The organism is Hyphomicrobium sp. DY-1 (assembly GCF_047497105.1).
In the GTDB taxonomy this organism is placed as follows: Bacteria; Pseudomonadota; Alphaproteobacteria; order Rhizobiales; family Hyphomicrobiaceae; genus Hyphomicrobium_B.
On the sequence record NZ_CP134870.1, the window covers coordinates 3485372 to 3503914 of the forward strand.

Consider the following 18543-nt stretch of genomic DNA (forward strand, 5'->3'; position numbering starts at 1 on the left):
GACAATCCCGTCCCTTATCACCCGACTTGCGGTCAGGCTGAGGCTTTTTGATTAATTTTAGGTCAAGGGCGGGATTGTAATTCCGCGTGCGGATAAAGTTCTTACGCAAATTACCAGATTCAGAAGTTGTTAGTGCCGGCGGCAGGACAAAAGTAAAGAATTGATTCACGAAAGTCGGACGGTGCGGGGATGGCTGCGGACCGGGGCGCTAAGCCGGGCGATAGGGGTTTGGCCGCCACCCATCCGGGACTGCCGACGTCGATCGACCAGGCCCTGTTCCTCAAGCTCGATCTTGTAAATCAGCACAGAATACCAGATCGCGCCGATAATGACGCCCAAGGCCAATTGGTCGAACACGATCGGCAAAAGGAACGTCTCGGCGATCGTCACGGCGTAATTCGGGTGCCGGATCAGCCGGTAGGGTCCGCGGTCGATGACGGGGGCATTGTCGAGCGTGATGATTCGGTGGGTCCAATATCGGCCAAGCGAGCCGATGACCCAATATCGGATAATTTGCAGAATGCCGTAGAGAATTGCGAGCGAGATATGGATTTCCGCGTTCGGCGCAATCAGGAAGAATATAGCTGCAATCCAGGCCAAATGCGTCGTCGCCACGACGGGATAATAGGATCGGCCGATTTCGCGTGCACCGGCGGAGAGTAATCGGCTGGTGTTTCGCTGCGAATAAAGTTCTTCCAGACCGCGCTGGGCGAGCAGAAGCAGCGCAGCGATCTGCGGCCAGCCGAGAGTGTCGATGATCATGACGAAATTCTCCGAACGAAAAGCTAGAGGTCAAGCGCTGCGAAATAAGCGGAGAAGCCGGGTCCGAACGCGGCGAGAAGATGCAAGCCTTTGTCGTTCTGGCGGATCGCGCGAGCGAGAATGAAGAGCGCGGTTGCCGACGACATATTGCCGAAGTCGCGGAGCACGGCCCAGGAATGAGCAAGATCGGATCGGTCGAGGTTCAGCACGTCTTCCGCCGTTTCGAGAACCTTCCGGCCGCCGGGATGAAACAGATAGCCTTTGAGATCGGAGAGTTTCAGGTCGTGGCGTTCAAGGAAGGCGTTCGCGACGGGCGCGAGGTTCGCGCGCATCAGCGCGGGCAGTTCGGGGCTCAGCACCACGCCGAAACCATCCTCTTTCACGTCCCAGCCCATGATGTGGCGCGTGCCGCGCCAGAGATGTTCGCCGGATGCAATGAGCGTGGGTCGCTGCATACCTGTTCGAGCCGAGGGTGCGCGACTTCCGTCGGCGGATGCGCGCAAAACGACCGCTGCGGCGCCATCGCCGAATAGCGCTGAGGCAACGAACATCGTCGCGCTGGCGTCGTTCGGGCGGATGCACAGGCTGCAGAGATCGACAGTGATGAAAAGGACGTTGCCGCCGGGTTGGGCTTGCGCGAGGCGGGCCGCGCGCGAAAGTCCGGCGACACCACCGCCGCAGCCAAGACCGAAGATCGGCAAACGTTCGACCGCGGGAGAAAAGTCCAGCCGGTTCATCAGCAATGCGTCGAGGCTCGGGATCGCCAGGCCCGTGATCGTGTTGGTCACAAGGGCGTCGATGTCGGAAAGCTTCAGACCGGCGCGAGAAATCGCTTCGAGAGCCACGCGCTCCATGAGGTCGAGTGCACTGCTTTGATAAGCGGCGGTGCGTTCTTCCCACGAATGCCGCTCGCGATACCATGACATCGGCTGGCACATGTAGCGGTGTGCGACGCCGGTATGAGCGAAGAGGCTGTTCAGGCGCGCGAACTGCGGAAAGACCTCGGCGGCGTTGGCGAGTACATCCTCCTGAGCGTAGCGCCGCGACGGATTGGCCGTGGCAATCGACAGGATCTCGACGGGCAGGGCTGGGGAAGAGCGCGGGAGGCCGAGGCGGAGTTCAGGCTTGTTGATTGGTAGAAGTGTCATGAGCAGACTTTTTCTATGCCGGCGCTAGGGCCGAGCGCTGAATGTCCGGCGGCGGGCAATCGGCCCACGCGGGCTGAACGATTGCGGCCGTCGATAGAATTGCGAAAAGAAGGATGAGAAACGTCGGTCGCTTCGTTTGCATGACCGTCTCCATCTTTTTGGCAGGAGAAGCCCGGGCCGGCGGCGGGTTCGTGAGCGTTTGTCGATCCCGCCGTCCATCGCGGCTGTTCCCTGGGGAACAGCCTGGCATGCTCGAAGGGGGGCGTTCGGCCGCAGCACGCGCAAAAAGCCCGAAGTATCGGCGCTAAGCCGCGAGCTATGAGCGTGAGACAGTTCGCACTTGCAAAATCCGGGCGCGTGACATCTCGACTTGGAACGATTTCCGTAAGATACGCGGTTACTCCAGTTGCTGCAGCGCACGTTGCGCGACGCAGCGAAGCGAGACGGGAGGCTTCCGCGTGGAGGCAAACGCCAACGGATTCGACAATGTGAATGCCGCTCCAGCGACATTGACGCGCGGACAGGTGCGCCTCGTGCTGTTCGCGCTGGCGATGGGCGGCTTTGCGATCGGGACGACTGAATTCGCGGCGATGAGCCTATTGCCGTATTTCGCCGCCACGTTCGGCATTACCGAACCGATGGCTGGGCATGCGATCAGTTCCTATGCGCTCGGGGTTGTCGTCGGGGCGCCGGTGATCGCGGTGCTGGCGGCGAAGTGGCCGCGGCGGAAACTGCTGCTGGCGCTGATGGCTTGCTTTGCCGTCTTCAATGTCATGACGGCGCTTTCGCCGAACTACGGAATGATGGTCGTATTCCGCTTTCTGAGCGGCCTGCCGCACGGCGCTTATTTCGGCGTGGCGATGCTGGTTGCTGCTTCGCTCGTGCCGCCCAATGCGCGGGCGCAGGCGGCGTCACGCGTGCTGATCGGCCTGACGATTGCGACGATCATCGGCGTGCCGGTTGCGACCTGGATGGGGCAGGCGCTCGGATGGCGCGTTGGCTTCGGGATCGTCGGTGTGTTGGCGCTGCTGACGGTGCTGCTCGTCTCAATCTTCGTACCGCGCGATGAGCCGATCGTGGGGGCAAGCATGATGCGCGAACTCGGCGCGCTGAAACGGCCGCAGGTCTGGCTGACGCTCGGGATCGGTGCGATTGGCTTTGGCGGCATGTTCGCAGTCTACTCGTATCTGGCAACCACGCTGGTTGACGTGACGCACGTCGAGCCCGGCGTCGTGCCGATCGTGCTGATGGTCTTCGGGCTTGGTATGACGATCGGGACGTTCGTCGCCGCGTGGCTCGCAGACAGAGCGCTGATGGCGACGGCGGGTGGCCTGCTGGTGTGGAGTGCGTTCTGGCTGGCGGTCTTTCCGTTCGCCACGGGGAATATCTACGCCGTTTCGTTCGTCGTGTTTATGATCGGCTGCGGCGGTGCGCTCGGCGTTCCGCTGCAGACGCGGCTGATGGATGTCGCCGACGATGCTCAGACGCTTGCGGCATCGCTCAATCACAGTGCGTTCAACACGGCGAATGCGATCGGGCCGTGGCTTGGAGGGTTGGCGATCTCGTACGGGTACGGCTGGAGTTCGACCGGCTGGGTCGGCGCGGTGCTTGCCGTCGGCGGGATGGTGTTCTGGGTGATTTCGGTGGTAACCGACCCCAAACACGGTCAGCACGTCCGGCGTCATCTACCCCAGGCCGCGCCAGGGGAGTAGCACAAGACAGTCATGCCGACGGAGGTCGGCACCCAGACAACAATCCACACATGCAATGTTGCGGAATGTCTGGATCCCGGCCTGCGCCGGGATGACGTCATTGTGCGTTTTTTCGTCGGGTCAGTTCATGTGCCAGCCGTGGCTGACGATGATGCTTTCGCCGGTCATGGCGTTGGTCTTGAAGGCGGCGAGGAAGAGGGCGACCTCAGCGATGTCAGTCACCATCGTGAATTCCTTGTCGACGGTTTCGCCGAGCATCACTTCCTTGATGACACGTTCTTCCGTGATGCCAAGCTCATGCGCCTGCTGCGGGATCTGCTTGTCGACGAGCGGCGTGCGCACGAAGCCGGGGCAGATGACGTTCGAGCGGACGCCGTGCTGCGCGCCTTCTTTTGCCATGACGCGGCCGAGGCCGAGGATGGCGTGCTTGGCTGCAACGTAGGCCGACTTCAGGGCCGAGGCCTCGTGACTGTGGACCGAGCCCATGTAGATCAGCGCGCCGGACTTCTGCGGATACATGTATTTCACGCAGGCTTTAGTCGTGAGGAAAGCGCCATCGACGTGGATGGCCATGATCTTCTTCCAATCGGCGAACGGGAATTCCTCGATCGGGTGCACGATCTGGATGCCGGCGTTCGAGACGAGAATGTCGATAGTGCCGAAGGCTTTCGCCGTTTTCTCGGCGCCGGCGTTCACCTGATCTTCGTTCGAGACGTCCATGGCGACGGCGATGGCTTCCTTCTCGCCGCCGAGTTCCTTCGCGGCGGCAGTGGCAGCATCGAGGTTCAAGTCAGCGATGGCGACGCGGCCGCCCGCTTCGACGTAACGCCGAGCGATCTGATGGCCGATGCCGCTTGCGGCGCCCGTGATGAGCGCGACTTTGCCGTCAAGTTTCATTGGGGGCGTCTCCTTATTTCTCTTCGAGGTAGTCGTAGACGACCTTGCCAAGGCCGAGGGTCAGGTCGGCGAGGATGTGTGTCGCGGATATGATTTCACGCACAGGCAGGTCCGCAATCGGCGCGAGGGCGTGGGGGCGCAGATCGAGCGCGCCGGGGCCGCTCCATGCGCCTTTGATGGTCACGTCTTCAAGGCGGTAATCGACGAGTTCGAGAATGCGAGGACTGCCGTCGACGTGCGGAATGATTTTCAGAAGATAGTTCGGCACGGCGAGCGATTTGGCGACGGCGGCGGGATCGAGCGCTTTGTGCTTGAAGCCCATCGTACCCGTCGCGATGCGAACGCTGCCGTAGTCGAGCGTGCCGACGAGCGTGTCGATGTCGGGGCCGAGCGTGGGCTTGGCGAATTTCTTCGGGAAGCCCCACAGCTCGCGGCCGCCATAGATCGGCGGGCCGTCGTTCAGGAACATGGCGTGCGTATAGCCGCCTTCGACGCCGTTGAATTTGACCGGAATGACCTGGCCGGATTCGGTGTAGTCGCCGAAGCCGGTCGAGTCCGGCATGCGGATGAATTCGTATTTAACGATGGGTTCGTCGAAGGTGAGGGGCTCGGGTACGACCTTTTCGAGGGCTTCGCGGTCGGTGCGGTAGGTGATGATGAGATATTCGCGATTGATGAAACGATAGGGACCGGGTGGAAAGGCTGGACTGGTCAGAGGCATCGCAAAGGCGCGTTTCTTGACGTCCGCAATTTTCATTTGTGCATCTCCGGGGGCGTTGGCGCGGCGAGTTCCTTGGTGAGATCAAGCACCATCACATCGTCCTCGGGTTTCTTGCGATTGGTCCAGGACGGATGGCTCAGCGTTCGCTCGACGTCGTCCACGCCGGCGCGCCAGTGCTCGTTCACGGTGTAGCGCGAAAACTCGTAATCGTTTGACTGCGTGGAATAGACGGCACGGCGATGGATGAGATGGACGATCGTGATAGCGGCGTTGCAGCTGTGCGTCGATAATAGCTTCCAGTCGAAGCTCGATTTGATCTCGTCCGGCATAATGCCGTCGAGGCGGCGCACCGCACGACGCAGTTCCTGAAGAAGCTTCGAGTAGTCGGTGTTGAGACGCGTGCGGCTCGAATAGCGAATTTCTTTTTCGCGCGTCTGAACGTCGAAGAGGTTATCGGGGATGGTGCCCTGAGAACTAAAGAGATCAACCTGGAAAATGCACATGTCTGAGCGTGGAACCGGGCCTTCGAGCACGTATTGCAGAGGTGTGTTCGAGACGATGCCGCCATCCCAATAAAGCGTGCCGTCGATTTCGACGGGAGGGAAACCGGGCGGAAGCGCGCCGCTCGCCATGATGTGTTCTGGGATAATCGTCGTGGTCGCGCTGTCGAAATAGATCTGATTGCCGGTTGCGACTTCGACGGCACCGACGCTGAAGCGCATTTTCCCCGAGTTCAGCAGGTCAAAGTCGACAAGCTCCAGCAGCGTGCTTTTCAGTGGGCTGGTGTCATAGATGCTGATCGCCTGCACTGTGCCCGGCGGCATCAGGACGGCGGGCGGGTAGCGCGGGTCGAAGAAGCCGGGGGCGCCTGTCGAAGCCACGAGAGCGGCCGCCGTCTCGTTGAAGATCTTGCGGGAGGCGTTGTCGGTCGCAAGCGGCGGCATAAGAAGGTGGCTTGAAACGCGATCCCAGAATTCGCGCAACCGTTTCGTTCGGCGTTCGGGCGGATTGCCTGCAATGATTGCCGAGTTGATGGCGCCAATGGAAATTCCGGCGACCCATTCCGGTTCGAGCCCAGCCGCGCAAAGTGCCTCGTATGCACCGGCCTGGTATGCGCCGAGTGCGCCGCCGCCTTGGAGGACGAGGACAATTTTCTCGGCGTCTTTTGCGGCGCTGCCGTTGGCTTTGGGCATATTGTCAATCTACCGAGCTGGGGGTGGCAAGGAGACGGAGAGGTCGGGGAGTCCTCAGGTATTCCGCAGGCCTTGTTGCAATGCAGTAGATTGGCCTCAAAGGCAAGGGGGCGAATGTTCGATCTTGCTAAACGTCTCGTAACTTGCGACGCGAAATTTATGAACGATTTGCGTCGCCGTTTAGTGGCCGCCGGCACCAGCAGGAACGGGAGCGGGCTTGCGCATCAGGAGCGTGAAGAACCCGGCGGTGACGAACAGCACCGTCAGCGCGAGGAAGAGATCGGCGAACGACAGCACGTTCGCTTGATTGCGGACGATCATCGCCAGCTTTTTCAATGCTGCCATGTCGCCGTCCGAATGCATGGCCTGTGAAAAGCTCTGCTGCATCATCGCCAATTGTTCTTCGGCGGCCTGATGCCCCCAGGCGACCTGTTCGTGCAAACGTGCGAGATGCAAGTCGAGCCGCTTGTTCAGCAGCGTGTTGATCATCGCGAGGCCGACAGCGCCGCCGAGGTTGCGCGTGAGATTGAAAAGGCCGGAAGCATTCTTGATCTGCTCCGGGGGGAGCGTTCCGAGCGACAGGTTCGTAATCGGAATCATGCACAGCATCAGCGACGAACCGCGCAGGATCTGCGGAACGAGAAGCTCCCAGAAATCCCAATCCGGGGTGATATAGGACGCGATATAGGTGCCGAGCGCGAAACCCATGAAGCCGGTGAACATCATGACGCGCGGATCGAGAATGCCGGCGAGACGGCCGCTGATCGGCGCGGTCAAGAACATCGCGACGCCGGTGACGAACATCGTCTGGCCGATCATCAAGGAGTCGTAGCCGCGCACCTGTCCGAGGTAGACCGGATAGACGTAGGTCAAACCGTAGAGGCCGATGCCCATCGTGAAGCTGAAGGCCGAGCCGAATGCGAAGTTCCGGTCTTTGAAGGCGCGGAGCTGGACGATTGGTTCTTTCGCGAAGGCGGCGCGCAGAAAGAAGATGACGGCGCCGACGACAGTCAGCACGGCGAACGTCGCGATGGTCTGGTCGTCGAGCCAATCGTAGCGCGGGCCTTCTTCGAGCACGTATTCGAGCGAGCCCAAGAACATAGCCATGCCGAACAGACCCATGAAATCGAAGTGATTGAGCAGGGCGTAATTCGGCTTGTCGAAATCGACGAGGAAGAACACGGCCGTCGCGACCATGATGCCGGGCACGACGTTGATCAGGAACAGCCAGTGCCAGGAATAGGTGTCCGTCAGGTACCCGCCCACGGTCGGGCCGATGGTCGGCGCGAGCGTGGCGACAAGGCCGATGATCGGCGAGACGATGTTCTGCTTCGAGCGCGGAAAGAGCGAGAACGCGACTGCGAAGACGCTGGGGATCATGCCGCCACCGATGAAGCCTTGAATGGCGCGGTAGACAATCATCTCGTTGATGGTCGTCGCAGTGGCACACAGCGCGCTTGCGGCCGTGAAGCCGACGGCTGCTGAGAAAAACAACGCACGCGTCGAGAACACCCGGCCGAGGAAGCCCGACAGCGGGATCATCACGACTTCGGCGATCAGATAAGACGTCTGAACCCACGGGATTTCGTCGGAACTCGCAGAGATGCCGGCCTGGATTTCCTGCAGCGATGCCGACACGATCTGAATGTCGAGGATCGCCATGAACATGCCGAAGACCATGGCGATGAAGCCCGCGAGTTGGCGCGGCGTAACGCCGATCCATTCGAGCTTCTGCGGTTCATCCGCAAATGTGGTTGCGTCGGTCATGAGCGATTGCCGGATTGCTTCCGAATAGGTTTGCGGACGGCGCTATTTCTGCGCCGTTTTCTCGGTCTTGGGTGTCGTGCGCGCATCGATGCTGACGACGACCGAGAGGCCGGGGCGCAATCTGCCTCTTGCTTCGGAGGCAGGGATCGCGATGCGGACCGGCACGCGCTGCACGATCTTCGTGAAGTTGCCCGTGGCGTTCTCCGGGGGGAGCAGAGAGAACTGTGATCCTGATGCGGGCGACACGCTTTGCACCGTGCCCTTCAAGTCTTCGCCATCGAGCGCATCAACGGAGATCGTCGCCGTCTGGCCGGCTGCGATCGGCGGCAACTGGGTTTCTTTGTAGTTCGCGTCAACGAAGACCTTGTCGAGAGGCACGACGGCCATCAGCCGCTTGCCGGGCGTGACGTAGTCGCCGACCTGTACGCCGCCGCGATTGCCGATGACGCCGTCAAACGGGGCGCGGATGGTGGTGAACGAGAGATCGCGCTTGGCCTGATCGACTGCGACCTGAAGTTCTTTCGCCGTCTTTTCTGCTTGTATGCGCTGGGCGTGCAGCAGAGCCACGTTGGCATCCGCCGACTGGATCGCAGCTTCGTTCGCCTTCACCTGTGCGATAGCCGAATCGCGCGATGCGATAGCGGCGTCGAGTGCGGCTTGCGTTGCGTAGTCCTTGGCGGTCAGGGCCTGAGTGCGCTCATAGTCTGCCTTGGTCTTGATGACGTTGGCTTTCGCGGCGTCGAGCTGGGCGCGCTCTTGCGCGGCGTTGGCTTCGGCTGCTTTGATCTGTGCGTCGAAAGTCTTAATGACAGCCATCTGTGTGGCGAGCTTCGATTGCGCCTGATCGAGGGCAAGCTGATAGTCACCTTCATCGAGGTGGACGAGCACTTGGCCTTCCTTCACCGCCTCATTGTCGACGACGGGGACCTCGGTAACGATGGCGGAGACCTTCGGCGAAATGATCGACATGTAGGCGCCGACGTAGGCGTCGTCGGTCGAGATCATGAAACGACCGACGGTGATGTATTGATATGCGAAGTAGGCAGCGGCCAGCAGAGCAACCGCGCCTAGCCCGATGAAGATCGGTTTGCGGCGCGAGCTTTTGGTGGGGGCTGCGCCTTTGGCAGGGGCCTCAGAGCCTTTCTCGCGTGCGGCCGGTGCTTCGGCGGAACGCTCGAATGGCGTCTGTTCGGATTTTTCTGCGACCGCCTGTTTTGCCGCGGTCCGGTTCTGAACGCTAGACACCGGTGTTTGACTCTGCTCGTCAACGGTTGTCGTGGACTCCGGGTGTTCGGGAAACTCACGCTGAATAGCCAAAACACTGTTCAAATTATTCCTGCCCATCACGCCCGCCTCGTTCCAGGAGCAACTGCCGTTATACTGAACCGTATGGTTCACTTTGTGCTTGACATACAGCGTTCAAATGTGGATAGCAAGTAGAAACTGAACCGTTTGGTTCGTTTGTTAATATAAATTTACTGAACTTAAGGTTCGGTTTGGGCAGGGGTGAAGGCGATGGAAGGCTCTCAGTTCACAGGGTCAGAACGGAAAGAGGAACGGCGCGGCGGCCGTCCTGCGGCGGGAACCGATCCGGCAAAGCGTCGGCAGATTCTGGAGGGCGCGGGGCGGATCTTTTCGGAACTCGGGTTCGATGCGACGAGCATGAGCGACGTTGCGCGTGAGGCGAAGGTGTCGAAGGCGACGCTGTACGTCTATTTCCAGGACAAGGAACACCTCTTCACCGCGATTTGCGCGGAGCAACGTGATCGCAAGATTGCGGAGAAGATCGCTCTGCTTGACGTCAATCTACCGATCGTCGCCGTGCTGCACCGATTTGGCGTGGAAATTCTGACGACGATGTCCCAGCCGTTTGTCGTCGCCGCACATCGTATCGTGATCGGCGTGGCGGAACGGATGCCAGAAATTGGATCGGAATTCTATGAGGCCGGTCCGGTGCGCGTCATCGGAGCGTTGGCAGATTATCTCGATCATCACGTCAAAGCCGGTCATCTGGACATTCCTGACACGCGGCTTGCTGCGGCGCAGCTGCTTGAAGTGATCCCAGGTTCGCTGTTCAAGGCGCGGCTCTATGGCGTGCTGAAAGAACCGCCGGCCATCGAGGAAGTCGAGAAGAACGTCGCGTCTGGTGTAACGCTGTTTATGAAGGGTTACGCGGCAAACAACGCCGCGTAGCTAAATTTGACTGAGGCCCGCGGTGGAAGAGGCGGGGCGTCCGCCGCTTCACGCGACGCTTTCTTCAACTCCGCTCTTTTCGGCGAAATCGAGATCGCTCCATTCCGACGGTACGCCTGCGATCGAGCGCCAATCGGGAAGGTTGGCGAGCGTCGGGTCGATATAGGTGTGATGCCAAAGCTGGGTCGCGAGAACGGCGACGAGCCCAAGCTCACCCGACTGACGCTGGTAGCCCCACCAGGAGAGATCCTTGTATTCGTTGCGCCACTTCGCGACGGCTTTCGGATCGAAGTATCCGGCCTTCTTGATCGACTCATCGCTGAGCAGCTCATCGACGTAGGGCAGGCGTTGTTCCAGGAAGAACCCATCGAGCGGGGCGCGGAACATGCCCTTCGGCCGCCATGCGACGGACTTCGGCAACCACTTCTCAGCGACTCGGCGGAGCAGATATTTCTCCGTCAGGCCTTTGAGCTTCCATTTCGGATCGATGCCCGCAAGGAAGTCGAAGACGTTATTGTCGAGGAACGGATAGCGCATTTCGACCGACTGGCTCATCGCGATGCGGTCGCCCTTGAGGCTCAGGAGCTGGCCGGGAAGATGGATCTTACCCGCCCAGTACACACTGCGATTAACGGGGTGCCATTTGGCCGAGCGGCCGGCGTCCGGATCAATCGACAAATACGGGTCGTGGCTGCTGAGACCGGACATCATTCCGGGGCTGTAGAAGCGGAAACGCGACGCTCCAAGGAGATCGTAGAAGCGCTGGAAGGCGTGCATGCCGCCTGCGCTCTCGGCGCACTTGTCGAGGTAGGCGACAGCATCGTCGTCGCAGCCGAGCCAACGATGAAAATAACGCGTCATCTTCGGAGGAAGTTTGCCACCCGAAACGCTGCCCATCATCTCGATGATGCGCTGGAATTTATACCATGGGTAACCCGCGAGCCATTCGTCGGAGCCTTCGCCCGTCAGCGCGACCTTGAAGCCGGTGTCTTTCACTTTCGCTGCGAGCATCATCAGGGCGGTGCACGACGTATCGGTGACCGGTGCTTCGGTCGCGACGAGCAGGCGCTGATAGTTCGAGACGATCTCTTCCGATCCGCAGGCGACGACGTAAGGATCGGCGGAGAGATGTTTCGAGATGATGGCGGCTTGTTCAGTTTCGTCGAGCTTCGGGTCGCGGATCTTGACGGTGAACGTCGTAGGTGCGGCGCCGAGAATGTCTTTCGCCATCGCGACGACAGTGCTCGAGTCGACGCCGCCTGAAAGATACGAGGCGACCGGAACATCGGCACGGAGACGGCGCTTGACCGCATCGTAGAGGACGCGTTCGAAATCGTTGACGAGCTTTTCCTCATCGGCAAAACGCGTTTCTTTCCCCATGTCGGGGAAGTCCATCCGCCAGTAGGTGCGCTCATCAATCGTCGACTCTTCGCCGACGCGGCCGCGCGAAATTGTCAGGAACTTTCCCGGCGGCAGTATGTTGATGCCTTCGAAGCAGCTCGCCGGTCCCGGGATGGCGAGATAGTTGAAAAGGGCATCGATCCCGCGCGGGTCGGGCTTCGGCTCGACGAGGCCGGTGGCAAGAATTGTTTTGATTTCGGAACCGAAGACAAGCCAATCGGTGCCGAAGCGCGTCGTGCGTGTCCAATAGAGTGGGCAAATACCGAAACGATCGCGGGCAAGAATAAACTTCTGCTTTCGCTCGTCGAACAGCGCGACGGCGAACTGGCCGTTGAACTTCTCGAACATGTCCTCACCGTACTGCTCCCACATGTGCGGGAAGAGTTCGGTATCGCAGTGGGTCGTCAGCGTGTGGCCGAGACTGCGAAGCTGCTGGCGCCAATCATCATGGTCGAAGATTTCGCCGTTGAAGACGGCAGCGATGGATTTGTCTTCGTTGAAGACAGGCTGCTGGCCGTCGGCGAGGCCGACGATGCTCAAGCGGCGCGAGGCGAACCCGAAGCCGGGGCGCTGAAGATAACCGTCTTCGTCCGGGCCACGATGCAGCATGGCATCGGCGGCGCGCTTCAATACCGATAGCGGTACCGAGCGTCGGCTCTTGAGGTCGATAATTCCGAAAATGCCACACATGGGATGGTCCAAGGTCCTGCAGATGGTCTGGCGGCTTGCTGCTGCCGTCGGGCAGATATAGGGATCTTCGCGTTATCCCAAACCGCCGGATCGGAAGACGCGCTGCAATTCTAAGGCGCCGACGTTAATCAGTTGCCGCGCCGGAAGCTATATTGCCAGTCCGGTGCGCAATGGTGGTTACCATTCGCGACAAATACGCGCGTCGCGAGACTTTCCTAGGCTAGGCGGCCTAATGCGAAGTGTTAGCATACAGGCCGTGGGGTGAAAGAAAGCGGCGGTTGCAATTTGTCCCGCGCGATTTGTGCAGCAGATACACTGCTTTTTCCAACTATCGTCCGTTCATGTTGCTCCGTGATCGCGGTTCATGGTTAGCCGGAGCGCGTCAGGGTTGCACGAAACACTGTCCGCTATGTGTTCACCGCTGCGATGGCCGAAAAATTTCTGATCATTGGGAGTTATTCGCCGCGGCGGCGGGGCATGAACGCCAGACGTTCAAGCAGGTGCGCGTCTTGCTCGTTCTTTATCAGCGCTCCGGCCAGAGGCGGCACGAGCTTTCTAGGATCGCTTTCGCGCAGCAGGGACGGGTCAATGTCCTCGTGCAGAAGCAACTTCAGCCAGTCGAGAAGCTCCGACGTCGACGGCTTTTTCTTCAGGCCCGGGACGTCGCGCAGTTCGTAGAAAACGCGTAGCGCATCGTTGACGAGTTGGTTTTTCAGCCCCGGAAAATGCACCTCCACGATCTGGCGCATGGTATCGGCGTCGGGGAATTTGATGAAGTGGAAGAAGCAGCGGCGCAGGAAGGCGTCGGGAAGCTCTTTCTCGTTGTTCGACGTGATGAGCACGACCGGGCGGGTTTCAGCCTTCACCGTTTGGCCCGTCTCGTAGACGAAGAACTCCATTCGATCGAGTTCCTGCAGGAGATCGTTAGGGAACTCGATATCGGCCTTGTCGATTTCATCAATCAGCAGCACGGACCGCTTCGGCGCAGCGAATGCGTCCCAGAGCTTGCCGCGCTTGATGTAGTTGGCGATGTCCTTGACGCGTTCGTCACCGAGCTGACCATCGCGCAGGCGCGAAACAGCGTCGTATTCGTAAAGGCCCTGCTGGGCTTTCGTCGTCGATTTGATGTGCCACTCGATCAGCGGCGCATCGAGCGCCTGCGCGACTTCGGCGGCGAGCACCGATTTGCCGGTCCCCGGTTCGCCCTTGATGAGGAGGGGCCGTTCGAGACGGATGGCGGCGTTGACGGCGACCTTGAGGTCGGGCGTTGCGACGTATGCGGAGGTGCCTTCGAAGTTCATGATCCTGTCTTGGCGGGGTTCGGGCGCGCGGGCAAGGTGACCGAAGCGCACTCCTCGGCATCGGACTGTGGGGAGCGGGTGACAGTCGGGCGTCTACTGATGTGACGTAACAATATGTTTTTACTTGAAAAAGTCGGACATATCAAAATTTATCAAGGCTTCGTCTCGTGCTTGACTCGGAGGCCTTCGCGCATAGATAAGGGTCGGCCGGATGAGGCCGACTCAGGTCAGACCTTCGGCGGAGGATGATCGGCTCGAGCGAACGCAGCCTCTGGAGAGGCGGACGATGAGCAAGGCAATCGGAACGAGGGCCGCGAAGTCGAAAGCGGCCGCAAAGAAATCCGCCGCCAAGAGCAGCGGGCCGTCCAAGAATGGGGCCAAGAACAAGGCTTCTCCAGCCGGCGTGTCCACGCCTGCCAAGGCCGCAAAGCCGGCTGCAGCAAAAATTAAGGTGGCAAAGACCGCTACAAAGGGTACGCCGACGAAAGCCGCGACGGGGAAGATCGGCCAGATCGTTCATAAGGCGGCCGTTGGCAAGGTACTGCCGCAGAAAGCTACTCCGGCGAAAGTACCGGCGCGAACATTGGCTGTTGCAAAGTCGACAGCGTCGAAAAAGTCAGAGGGTACGATTAAGAAGATGGCTGCCCGCGTAAAGATTGCAGATATCGTTCTTCCGCCGGATTATAAGCCTTCGGAAAACGAGCCTTTCATGAACGACATGCACAAGGCTTATTTCCGCAAGCGTCTTCTGGATTGGAAGGATGAGATCCTGCGCCAGACGCGTGAGACGCTGGCGATCCTGCACGAAGATTCTGCGCAACATGCCGATCTCGCCGATCGTGCGACGTCCGAAACTGACCGCGCGACGGAGCTGAGAACGCGTGACCGTCAGCGCAAGTTGATTGCCAAGATCGACGCGGCGCTGGGCCGGATCGAAGACGGCTCCTACGGATACTGCGAAGACACCGGCGAGCCGATCGGTCTGAAGCGGCTCGATGCCCGACCCATCGCAACCCTGTCGGTCGAAGCGCAGGAGCGTCACGAGCGTCGCGAACGCGTCTATCGCGAGGAGTAAGACACGCTTTGGCTTTCCGGGATGCGTTGCCTTAGGCGCGTTCCGGGACAGCCCTTCATTGCTTCTTAAGATTTTGCTCCGACACTCTCGTGCGTTCGCCTATCGGCGTCGCTGACGAGGGTCCCGTCGTGAGAGTTGGAGCACATTTTTTCGGATTGGCATGTATTGCCGTCGCTGCCGTCGGATTTGGCAGCCGCGAGAGCAGCTCCGAGATGCTCAATCGCGCGGGCTTCGTGCACACTGGCTTCACGTATAATCAGGCGAAACCGGCTTCTGCCGCGGCGGCGCAACGCCGCCGTTTGCTACGGCCTTCGGCTGAGGTTGCCAGCGCGACGCGGCAACTCGATCTCAGCAAGCTGACATTGGCCGATTTCGGCGACGTCGAACGCTAGGCGTTGCGGCCTTGCTCGGTCAGCCTCGCAAGCTTCCCAATTTGTTTTTGTGCGTGAGCTGAACGCAGCGCTTTTAAACGTTACGCTCGCGCGGGACGAGGGCAGGCGCTACCTCGGGGCCGTGACCGAACACCGGCGCGCGGCGGACGGGCGGCGGGACTTCGTTCTGCACTACAGGGACTGGGCGCGCGGCGGTCGCCTTTATTCCCGTTTCGACCACGACATCGACCGGGCCGCCCGTCAGCAGCAGGTGCTCGACGTCGTCGCGTCTGATGAGGATCAGTTTTCGGCGGCTATCGATGCTGGCGTGGTCGATGACTTCGAGGCGACGCTCGCCCTTGGGCTTAAAAAGAAGGGCGGACGGTGACGTGCCGGTCAAATAGGCCCGCACGAATACGACGGCGCCGGCACTCAGGACTGCCAGTACGGCCAGCATGAAGGTCCAGAAGAAATAGCTTTCCATGTTTTCCCCGCGGCCGGACTTGCCGGCTGTGCCGATAACTCTCGCACGTCAACCAATCGATAGCTTCGAGTTGACTGCATGTTAACTCTCTTAAGCGAAGTCTTATCCAATCGAGTCTCGCCGCACCGTTGCGGCACAGTTGCAGTTGCGTTTGAGTTCCACATCCATGCCCCAATCCCCCGCTTCGATTTTCGAGAATCAGCTAGATTCTCGGCCCATGAAGGATCGCGAGGCGTTGAGGATCGATGCCGCCCCGATCGATCCGCTGAACTCAGCGGAAGGGTTCGGCGGCCTCCTCCCCATGATCATAATCGCGGCTGCGGGCGGCGCAGTTTTGTTCGGGCTGCTCGCGAGCGGATCCGGCGAACCCTTGCTTTTGACCGTCATCGCGCTGCTCGCCATGTTCGGCGCCTTTATGCTCTTTGCGATTGCTGCCGGACATTTGCGCTTTGGTGCTCGCGTGGTGCCGGGGGATATTCTCAAGGCGTCTCTGGATTCCGACGATGAGCCGCAAATCATCGCCGAGGATGACGGCACGATTTTGTACGCCAATGCGGCTGTGGATAAAGTTCTGGGCCAGCACGAGGCGGGGCCGTTCTCAGCGCTCGAAGCGTCGCTTGCAGGCGACTCGGAGGGCACGCAGGCGTTCTTCCGCCTGACGAAGGCGGCCGAGCGCGGCGAGCCGAGATCGGAAGATGTGCGGTTGCGGCTCGGGTCGGATCGCAACGTTTCCTGGGCGCGGATCACCGTGCGGCCGTTCGCTGGTCCGGAAGGCTTGCTCGAAGGTGGCTTGCGACAATCGCGGCTCGTCTCGTGGCAGATTGTCGACGTTACGAATGAGAAGAGCCAGGAGGCCGAACGCATCGGCCGGCTCGAAGCATCGCTTGCCGCATTCGACGCCATGCCCGCCGGTTTCATGTGGGTCTCGGGCGAGGGCGCGATCGTGCACGTCAACGCCGCGTTTGAGCAGTGGCTTGGCTATCCGGCCGGCGCGTTGAGAGCGCGGTCGCTCGGGCTTGCCGAACTCGCCGGCGCGGAAGGCCTGCGCCTGTTGAAGCATATGGCGGCTATTCCTGAAGCCGATCAGCGCATCATCGATCTCGATTTGACTCGCAAGGACAGCCGCATTGTGGCGCTGACACTCCTCGTCGAGCCCGTCGCTGGAAACGCTGAGCAGGGCTTTACGATCACGGCGATCAACCGGCAGACGACCGGGCTCGTCGAGCGTGGTCACCAGGACGTCAGAGCATCGCAATTCTTCCAGTCGGCTCCGTTCGGCATTGCAGCGCTCGACGCGGAGGGCCGCATCGCCAACTGCAACACCGCCTTCATGCAGATGGTGCTCGACGGCAAGCCGGCGCAGGACGTGCTGGCATCGGAAGCCTTGAGCCGCACGGCGGAGGCGGATGAGCGCTACAAGATCGAAGCGGGTCTCGCGGAGGTTCTCGCCGGACGCGGCAACATTCAGCCGATCGAGATCACGGCGGGCGACAACAAACAGTTCACGCGCCGCCTTTACATGTCGCCGCTGGCAGCGGTGCAAGGCGGTGCGGCTGCTGCGCTCTATGTGATGGACGCGACCGAGCAGAAGACGCTCGAAAGCCGCGTGGCGCAAGCGCAGAAGATGGAAGCGGTCGGCAACCTTGCAGGCGGCATCGCGCACGACTTCAACAACGTGCTGACGGCGATCATCGGGTTCTCGGATTTGCTGCTGCAGACGCATCGCCCGAGCGATCCGGCTTATCGCGACATCAAGAACATTCAGTCGGCGGCCAATCGCGCGGCTGGTCTGGTCAAGGGGCTGCTCGGTTTCTCGCGCAAGCAGACGCAGCGGGTCTCGGTCTTCAATGTCGGCGAATTGACGTCCGACATGCTGCCGGTGCTGAAAACGCAGTGCGGCGAGAAGATCGAGCTCAAGACGCATTCCGAGCGCGACCTGTGGTACGTGCGGGCCGACAGCGACCAGCTTTACCAGGTCATTCTCAATCTCGTTCGCAACGCGCGCGACGCGATGCCGAACGGCGGCAAGCTGACGATCAACACGCGTAACGTCACGGAACGCGAAAGCCAGAAGATGCGCGACGTCGTCGGCTTTACACCGGGCGAATACGTGCTGGTCGAAGTGGCCGATACCGGCACTGGCATGAGCCCGGAAGTTATGGCCAAGATCTTCGAGCCGTTCTTCACGACGAAGGGCGTCGGCAAGGGCACGGGTCTTGGTCTCGCGTCGGTCTACGGTATCGTCAAGCAGTCGGGCGGCTTCATCCAACCGGAAAGCGAGATCGGCAAAGGCACGGCCTTCAAAATTTTCCTGCCGCGGCATTTCGTGGAAGAAGGCGAGGAAGTCGCGAACGCGATGCCGGAGTCGATTGCTGCCGCGAAGAAGCAGCTTAAGGCAACCGACCTGACCGGCACCGGACGCGTGCTGCTCGTCGAGGACGAAGTCGAAGTTCGCCAGTTTGCCGTTCGCGCACTGAGGCGCCAGGGCTATCAGGTGCTGGAAGCGACCGATGGCGTCGAGGCGCTGGAGATCATGGCCGAGAACGAAGGCATGATCGACATCGTGGTGTCCGATGTTGTCATGCCGGAGATGGATGGGCCGTCGCTCTTCAAGGAGCTGCGCAAGCGCAATCCGTCGATCAAGGTGATCTTCGTTTCCGGCTATCCAAACGAAGCGTTCCGCGAGTCGATGGGCTCGGACGACTTCGCGTTCCTGCCGAAGCCATTCTCGCTGCCGCAGCTCGCCGCGAAGGTGAAGGAAGAACTCGCGAAGTAGGTTTTGATTGCGCCGGGCGACTCGCCTCCGGAGAGCCGGCCGCCCGGCGCGA

The 18543-nt window shown here is 60.4% G+C and carries 16 protein-coding genes; 5 read left to right on the forward strand and 11 right to left on the reverse strand.

All coding sequences use genetic code 11. The features are described from left to right. Nucleotides 1-165: 165 nt before the first annotated feature. From RLW41_RS16865 to RLW41_RS16875, 3 genes are read right to left on the reverse strand one after another with little or no spacing between them, the layout of a single operon-like run. Nucleotides 166-762, reverse strand: a complete 597-nt coding sequence (locus tag RLW41_RS16865; RefSeq protein WP_409562859.1) for an isoprenylcysteine carboxyl methyltransferase family protein — start codon at nt 760-762, stop codon at nt 166-168. A 23-nt stretch (nt 763-785) separates the two neighbouring features. Further along, nucleotides 786-1910: a type III polyketide synthase gene (locus RLW41_RS16870; protein ID WP_414462211.1), complete on the reverse strand. Its 1125-nt coding sequence runs from the start codon at nt 1908-1910 to the stop codon at nt 786-788. A gap of 13 nt (nt 1911-1923) precedes the next feature. Continuing rightward, a complete protein-coding gene (locus tag RLW41_RS16875) occupies nt 1924-2052 on the reverse strand; it encodes a hypothetical protein (RefSeq protein ID WP_414462212.1) in 129 nt (42 codons plus the stop codon). Between the two features lie 316 nt (nt 2053-2368). Here RLW41_RS16875 and RLW41_RS16880 point away from each other — a divergent pair, with 316 nt between their 5' ends. After that, nucleotides 2369-3622: an MFS transporter gene (locus tag RLW41_RS16880; protein WP_414462213.1), complete on the forward strand. Its 1254-nt coding sequence runs from the start codon at nt 2369-2371 to the stop codon at nt 3620-3622. A gap of 120 nt (nt 3623-3742) precedes the next feature. On the opposite strand, the gene RLW41_RS16885 is transcribed toward RLW41_RS16880, so the two are convergent. The 5 genes from RLW41_RS16885 to RLW41_RS16905 form a co-directional block, all read right to left on the reverse strand. Then, entirely contained in the window at nt 3743-4519 is a 777-nt protein-coding gene (locus RLW41_RS16885; protein ID WP_414462214.1) for a 3-hydroxybutyrate dehydrogenase, read from the reverse strand. Between the two features lie 13 nt (nt 4520-4532). Then, a complete protein-coding gene (locus RLW41_RS16890) occupies nt 4533-5276 on the reverse strand; it encodes an acetoacetate decarboxylase (RefSeq protein ID WP_409562864.1) in 744 nt (247 codons plus the stop codon). Continuing rightward, entirely contained in the window at nt 5273-6433 is a 1161-nt protein-coding gene (locus RLW41_RS16895) for a DUF3734 domain-containing protein (RefSeq protein ID WP_414462215.1), read from the reverse strand. The genes RLW41_RS16890 and RLW41_RS16895 overlap by 4 nt, the downstream gene beginning before the upstream one ends. A 180-nt stretch (nt 6434-6613) precedes the next feature. Continuing rightward, nucleotides 6614-8200, reverse strand: a complete 1587-nt coding sequence (locus RLW41_RS16900; RefSeq protein WP_409562866.1) for a DHA2 family efflux MFS transporter permease subunit — start codon at nt 8198-8200, stop codon at nt 6614-6616. A gap of 42 nt (nt 8201-8242) precedes the next feature. Next, the gene (locus tag RLW41_RS16905; protein WP_414464602.1) at nt 8243-9544 is read right to left on the reverse strand and encodes an HlyD family secretion protein; all 1302 of its coding nucleotides are present in this window, start codon (nt 9542-9544) and stop codon (nt 8243-8245) included. A 171-nt stretch (nt 9545-9715) separates the two neighbouring features. Between RLW41_RS16905 and RLW41_RS16910 the strand changes: the two genes are divergently transcribed. Then, a complete protein-coding gene (locus RLW41_RS16910; RefSeq protein ID WP_414462216.1) occupies nt 9716-10393 on the forward strand; it encodes a TetR/AcrR family transcriptional regulator in 678 nt (225 codons plus the stop codon). Between the two features lie 48 nt (nt 10394-10441). Here RLW41_RS16910 and asnB read toward each other — a convergent pair whose 3' ends face one another. Together asnB and RLW41_RS16920 are read right to left on the reverse strand one after the other, a co-directional pair. Beyond that, entirely contained in the window at nt 10442-12484 is a 2043-nt protein-coding gene (gene asnB / locus RLW41_RS16915; RefSeq protein WP_414462217.1) for an asparagine synthase (glutamine-hydrolyzing), read from the reverse strand. Nucleotides 12485-12939: 455 nt separating this feature from the next. Then, nucleotides 12940-13785, reverse strand: a complete 846-nt coding sequence (locus tag RLW41_RS16920; RefSeq protein WP_409562870.1) for an AAA family ATPase — start codon at nt 13783-13785, stop codon at nt 12940-12942. A 637-nt stretch (nt 13786-14422) separates the two neighbouring features. Here RLW41_RS16920 and dksA point away from each other — a divergent pair. Together dksA and RLW41_RS16930 are read left to right on the forward strand one after the other, a co-directional pair. Then, nucleotides 14423-14860: an RNA polymerase-binding protein DksA gene (gene dksA / locus RLW41_RS16925; RefSeq protein WP_050976864.1), complete on the forward strand. Its 438-nt coding sequence runs from the start codon at nt 14423-14425 to the stop codon at nt 14858-14860. A 128-nt stretch (nt 14861-14988) separates the two neighbouring features. Next, nucleotides 14989-15252: a hypothetical protein gene (locus tag RLW41_RS16930; RefSeq protein ID WP_409562871.1), complete on the forward strand. Its 264-nt coding sequence runs from the start codon at nt 14989-14991 to the stop codon at nt 15250-15252. A 73-nt stretch (nt 15253-15325) separates the two neighbouring features. Here the strand turns inward: RLW41_RS16930 and RLW41_RS16935 are convergent, their stop codons facing one another. Continuing rightward, nucleotides 15326-15715 carry a hypothetical protein gene (locus RLW41_RS16935; RefSeq protein ID WP_409562872.1) on the reverse strand — a complete coding sequence of 130 codons (390 nt, stop codon included), beginning with the start codon at nt 15713-15715 and terminating at the stop codon, nt 15326-15328. 217 nt (nt 15716-15932) lie between these two features. Between RLW41_RS16935 and RLW41_RS16940 the strand changes: the two genes are divergently transcribed. Further along, complete coding sequence (locus RLW41_RS16940; RefSeq protein WP_414462218.1) at nt 15933-18491, forward strand: response regulator; 2559 nt, start codon at nt 15933-15935, stop codon at nt 18489-18491. Nucleotides 18492-18543: the final 52 nt, after the last annotated feature.

Bases quoted from the DNA above. Each gene is read 5' to 3' on its own strand.
- RLW41_RS16875 (WP_414462212.1), bottom strand. From the start codon at position 2,052: ATGCAAACGAAGCGACCGACGTTTCTCATCCTTCTTTTCGCAATTCTA.
- RLW41_RS16910 (WP_414462216.1), top strand. From the start codon at position 9,716: ATGGAAGGCTCTCAGTTCACAGGGTCAGAACGGAAAGAGGAACGGCGC.
- RLW41_RS16920 (WP_409562870.1), bottom strand. From the start codon at position 13,785: ATGAACTTCGAAGGCACCTCCGCATACGTCGCAACGCCCGACCTCAAG.
- asnB (WP_414462217.1), bottom strand. From the start codon at position 12,484: ATGTGTGGCATTTTCGGAATTATCGACCTCAAGAGCCGACGCTCGGTA.
- RLW41_RS16870 (WP_414462211.1), bottom strand. From the start codon at position 1,910: ATGACACTTCTACCAATCAACAAGCCTGAACTCCGCCTCGGCCTCCCG.
- RLW41_RS16905 (WP_414464602.1), bottom strand. From the start codon at position 9,544: ATGGGCAGGAATAATTTGAACAGTGTTTTGGCTATTCAGCGTGAGTTT.
- RLW41_RS16865 (WP_409562859.1), bottom strand. From the start codon at position 762: ATGATCATCGACACTCTCGGCTGGCCGCAGATCGCTGCGCTGCTTCTG.
- RLW41_RS16940 (WP_414462218.1), top strand. From the start codon at position 15,933: ATGAAGGATCGCGAGGCGTTGAGGATCGATGCCGCCCCGATCGATCCG.
- RLW41_RS16895 (WP_414462215.1), bottom strand. From the start codon at position 6,433: ATGCCCAAAGCCAACGGCAGCGCCGCAAAAGACGCCGAGAAAATTGTC.
- dksA (WP_050976864.1), top strand. From the start codon at position 14,423: ATGGCTGCCCGCGTAAAGATTGCAGATATCGTTCTTCCGCCGGATTAT.
- RLW41_RS16890 (WP_409562864.1), bottom strand. From the start codon at position 5,276: ATGAAAATTGCGGACGTCAAGAAACGCGCCTTTGCGATGCCTCTGACC.
- RLW41_RS16885 (WP_414462214.1), bottom strand. From the start codon at position 4,519: ATGAAACTTGACGGCAAAGTCGCGCTCATCACGGGCGCCGCAAGCGGC.
- RLW41_RS16935 (WP_409562872.1), bottom strand. From the start codon at position 15,715: ATGGAAAGCTATTTCTTCTGGACCTTCATGCTGGCCGTACTGGCAGTC.
- RLW41_RS16900 (WP_409562866.1), bottom strand. From the start codon at position 8,200: ATGACCGACGCAACCACATTTGCGGATGAACCGCAGAAGCTCGAATGG.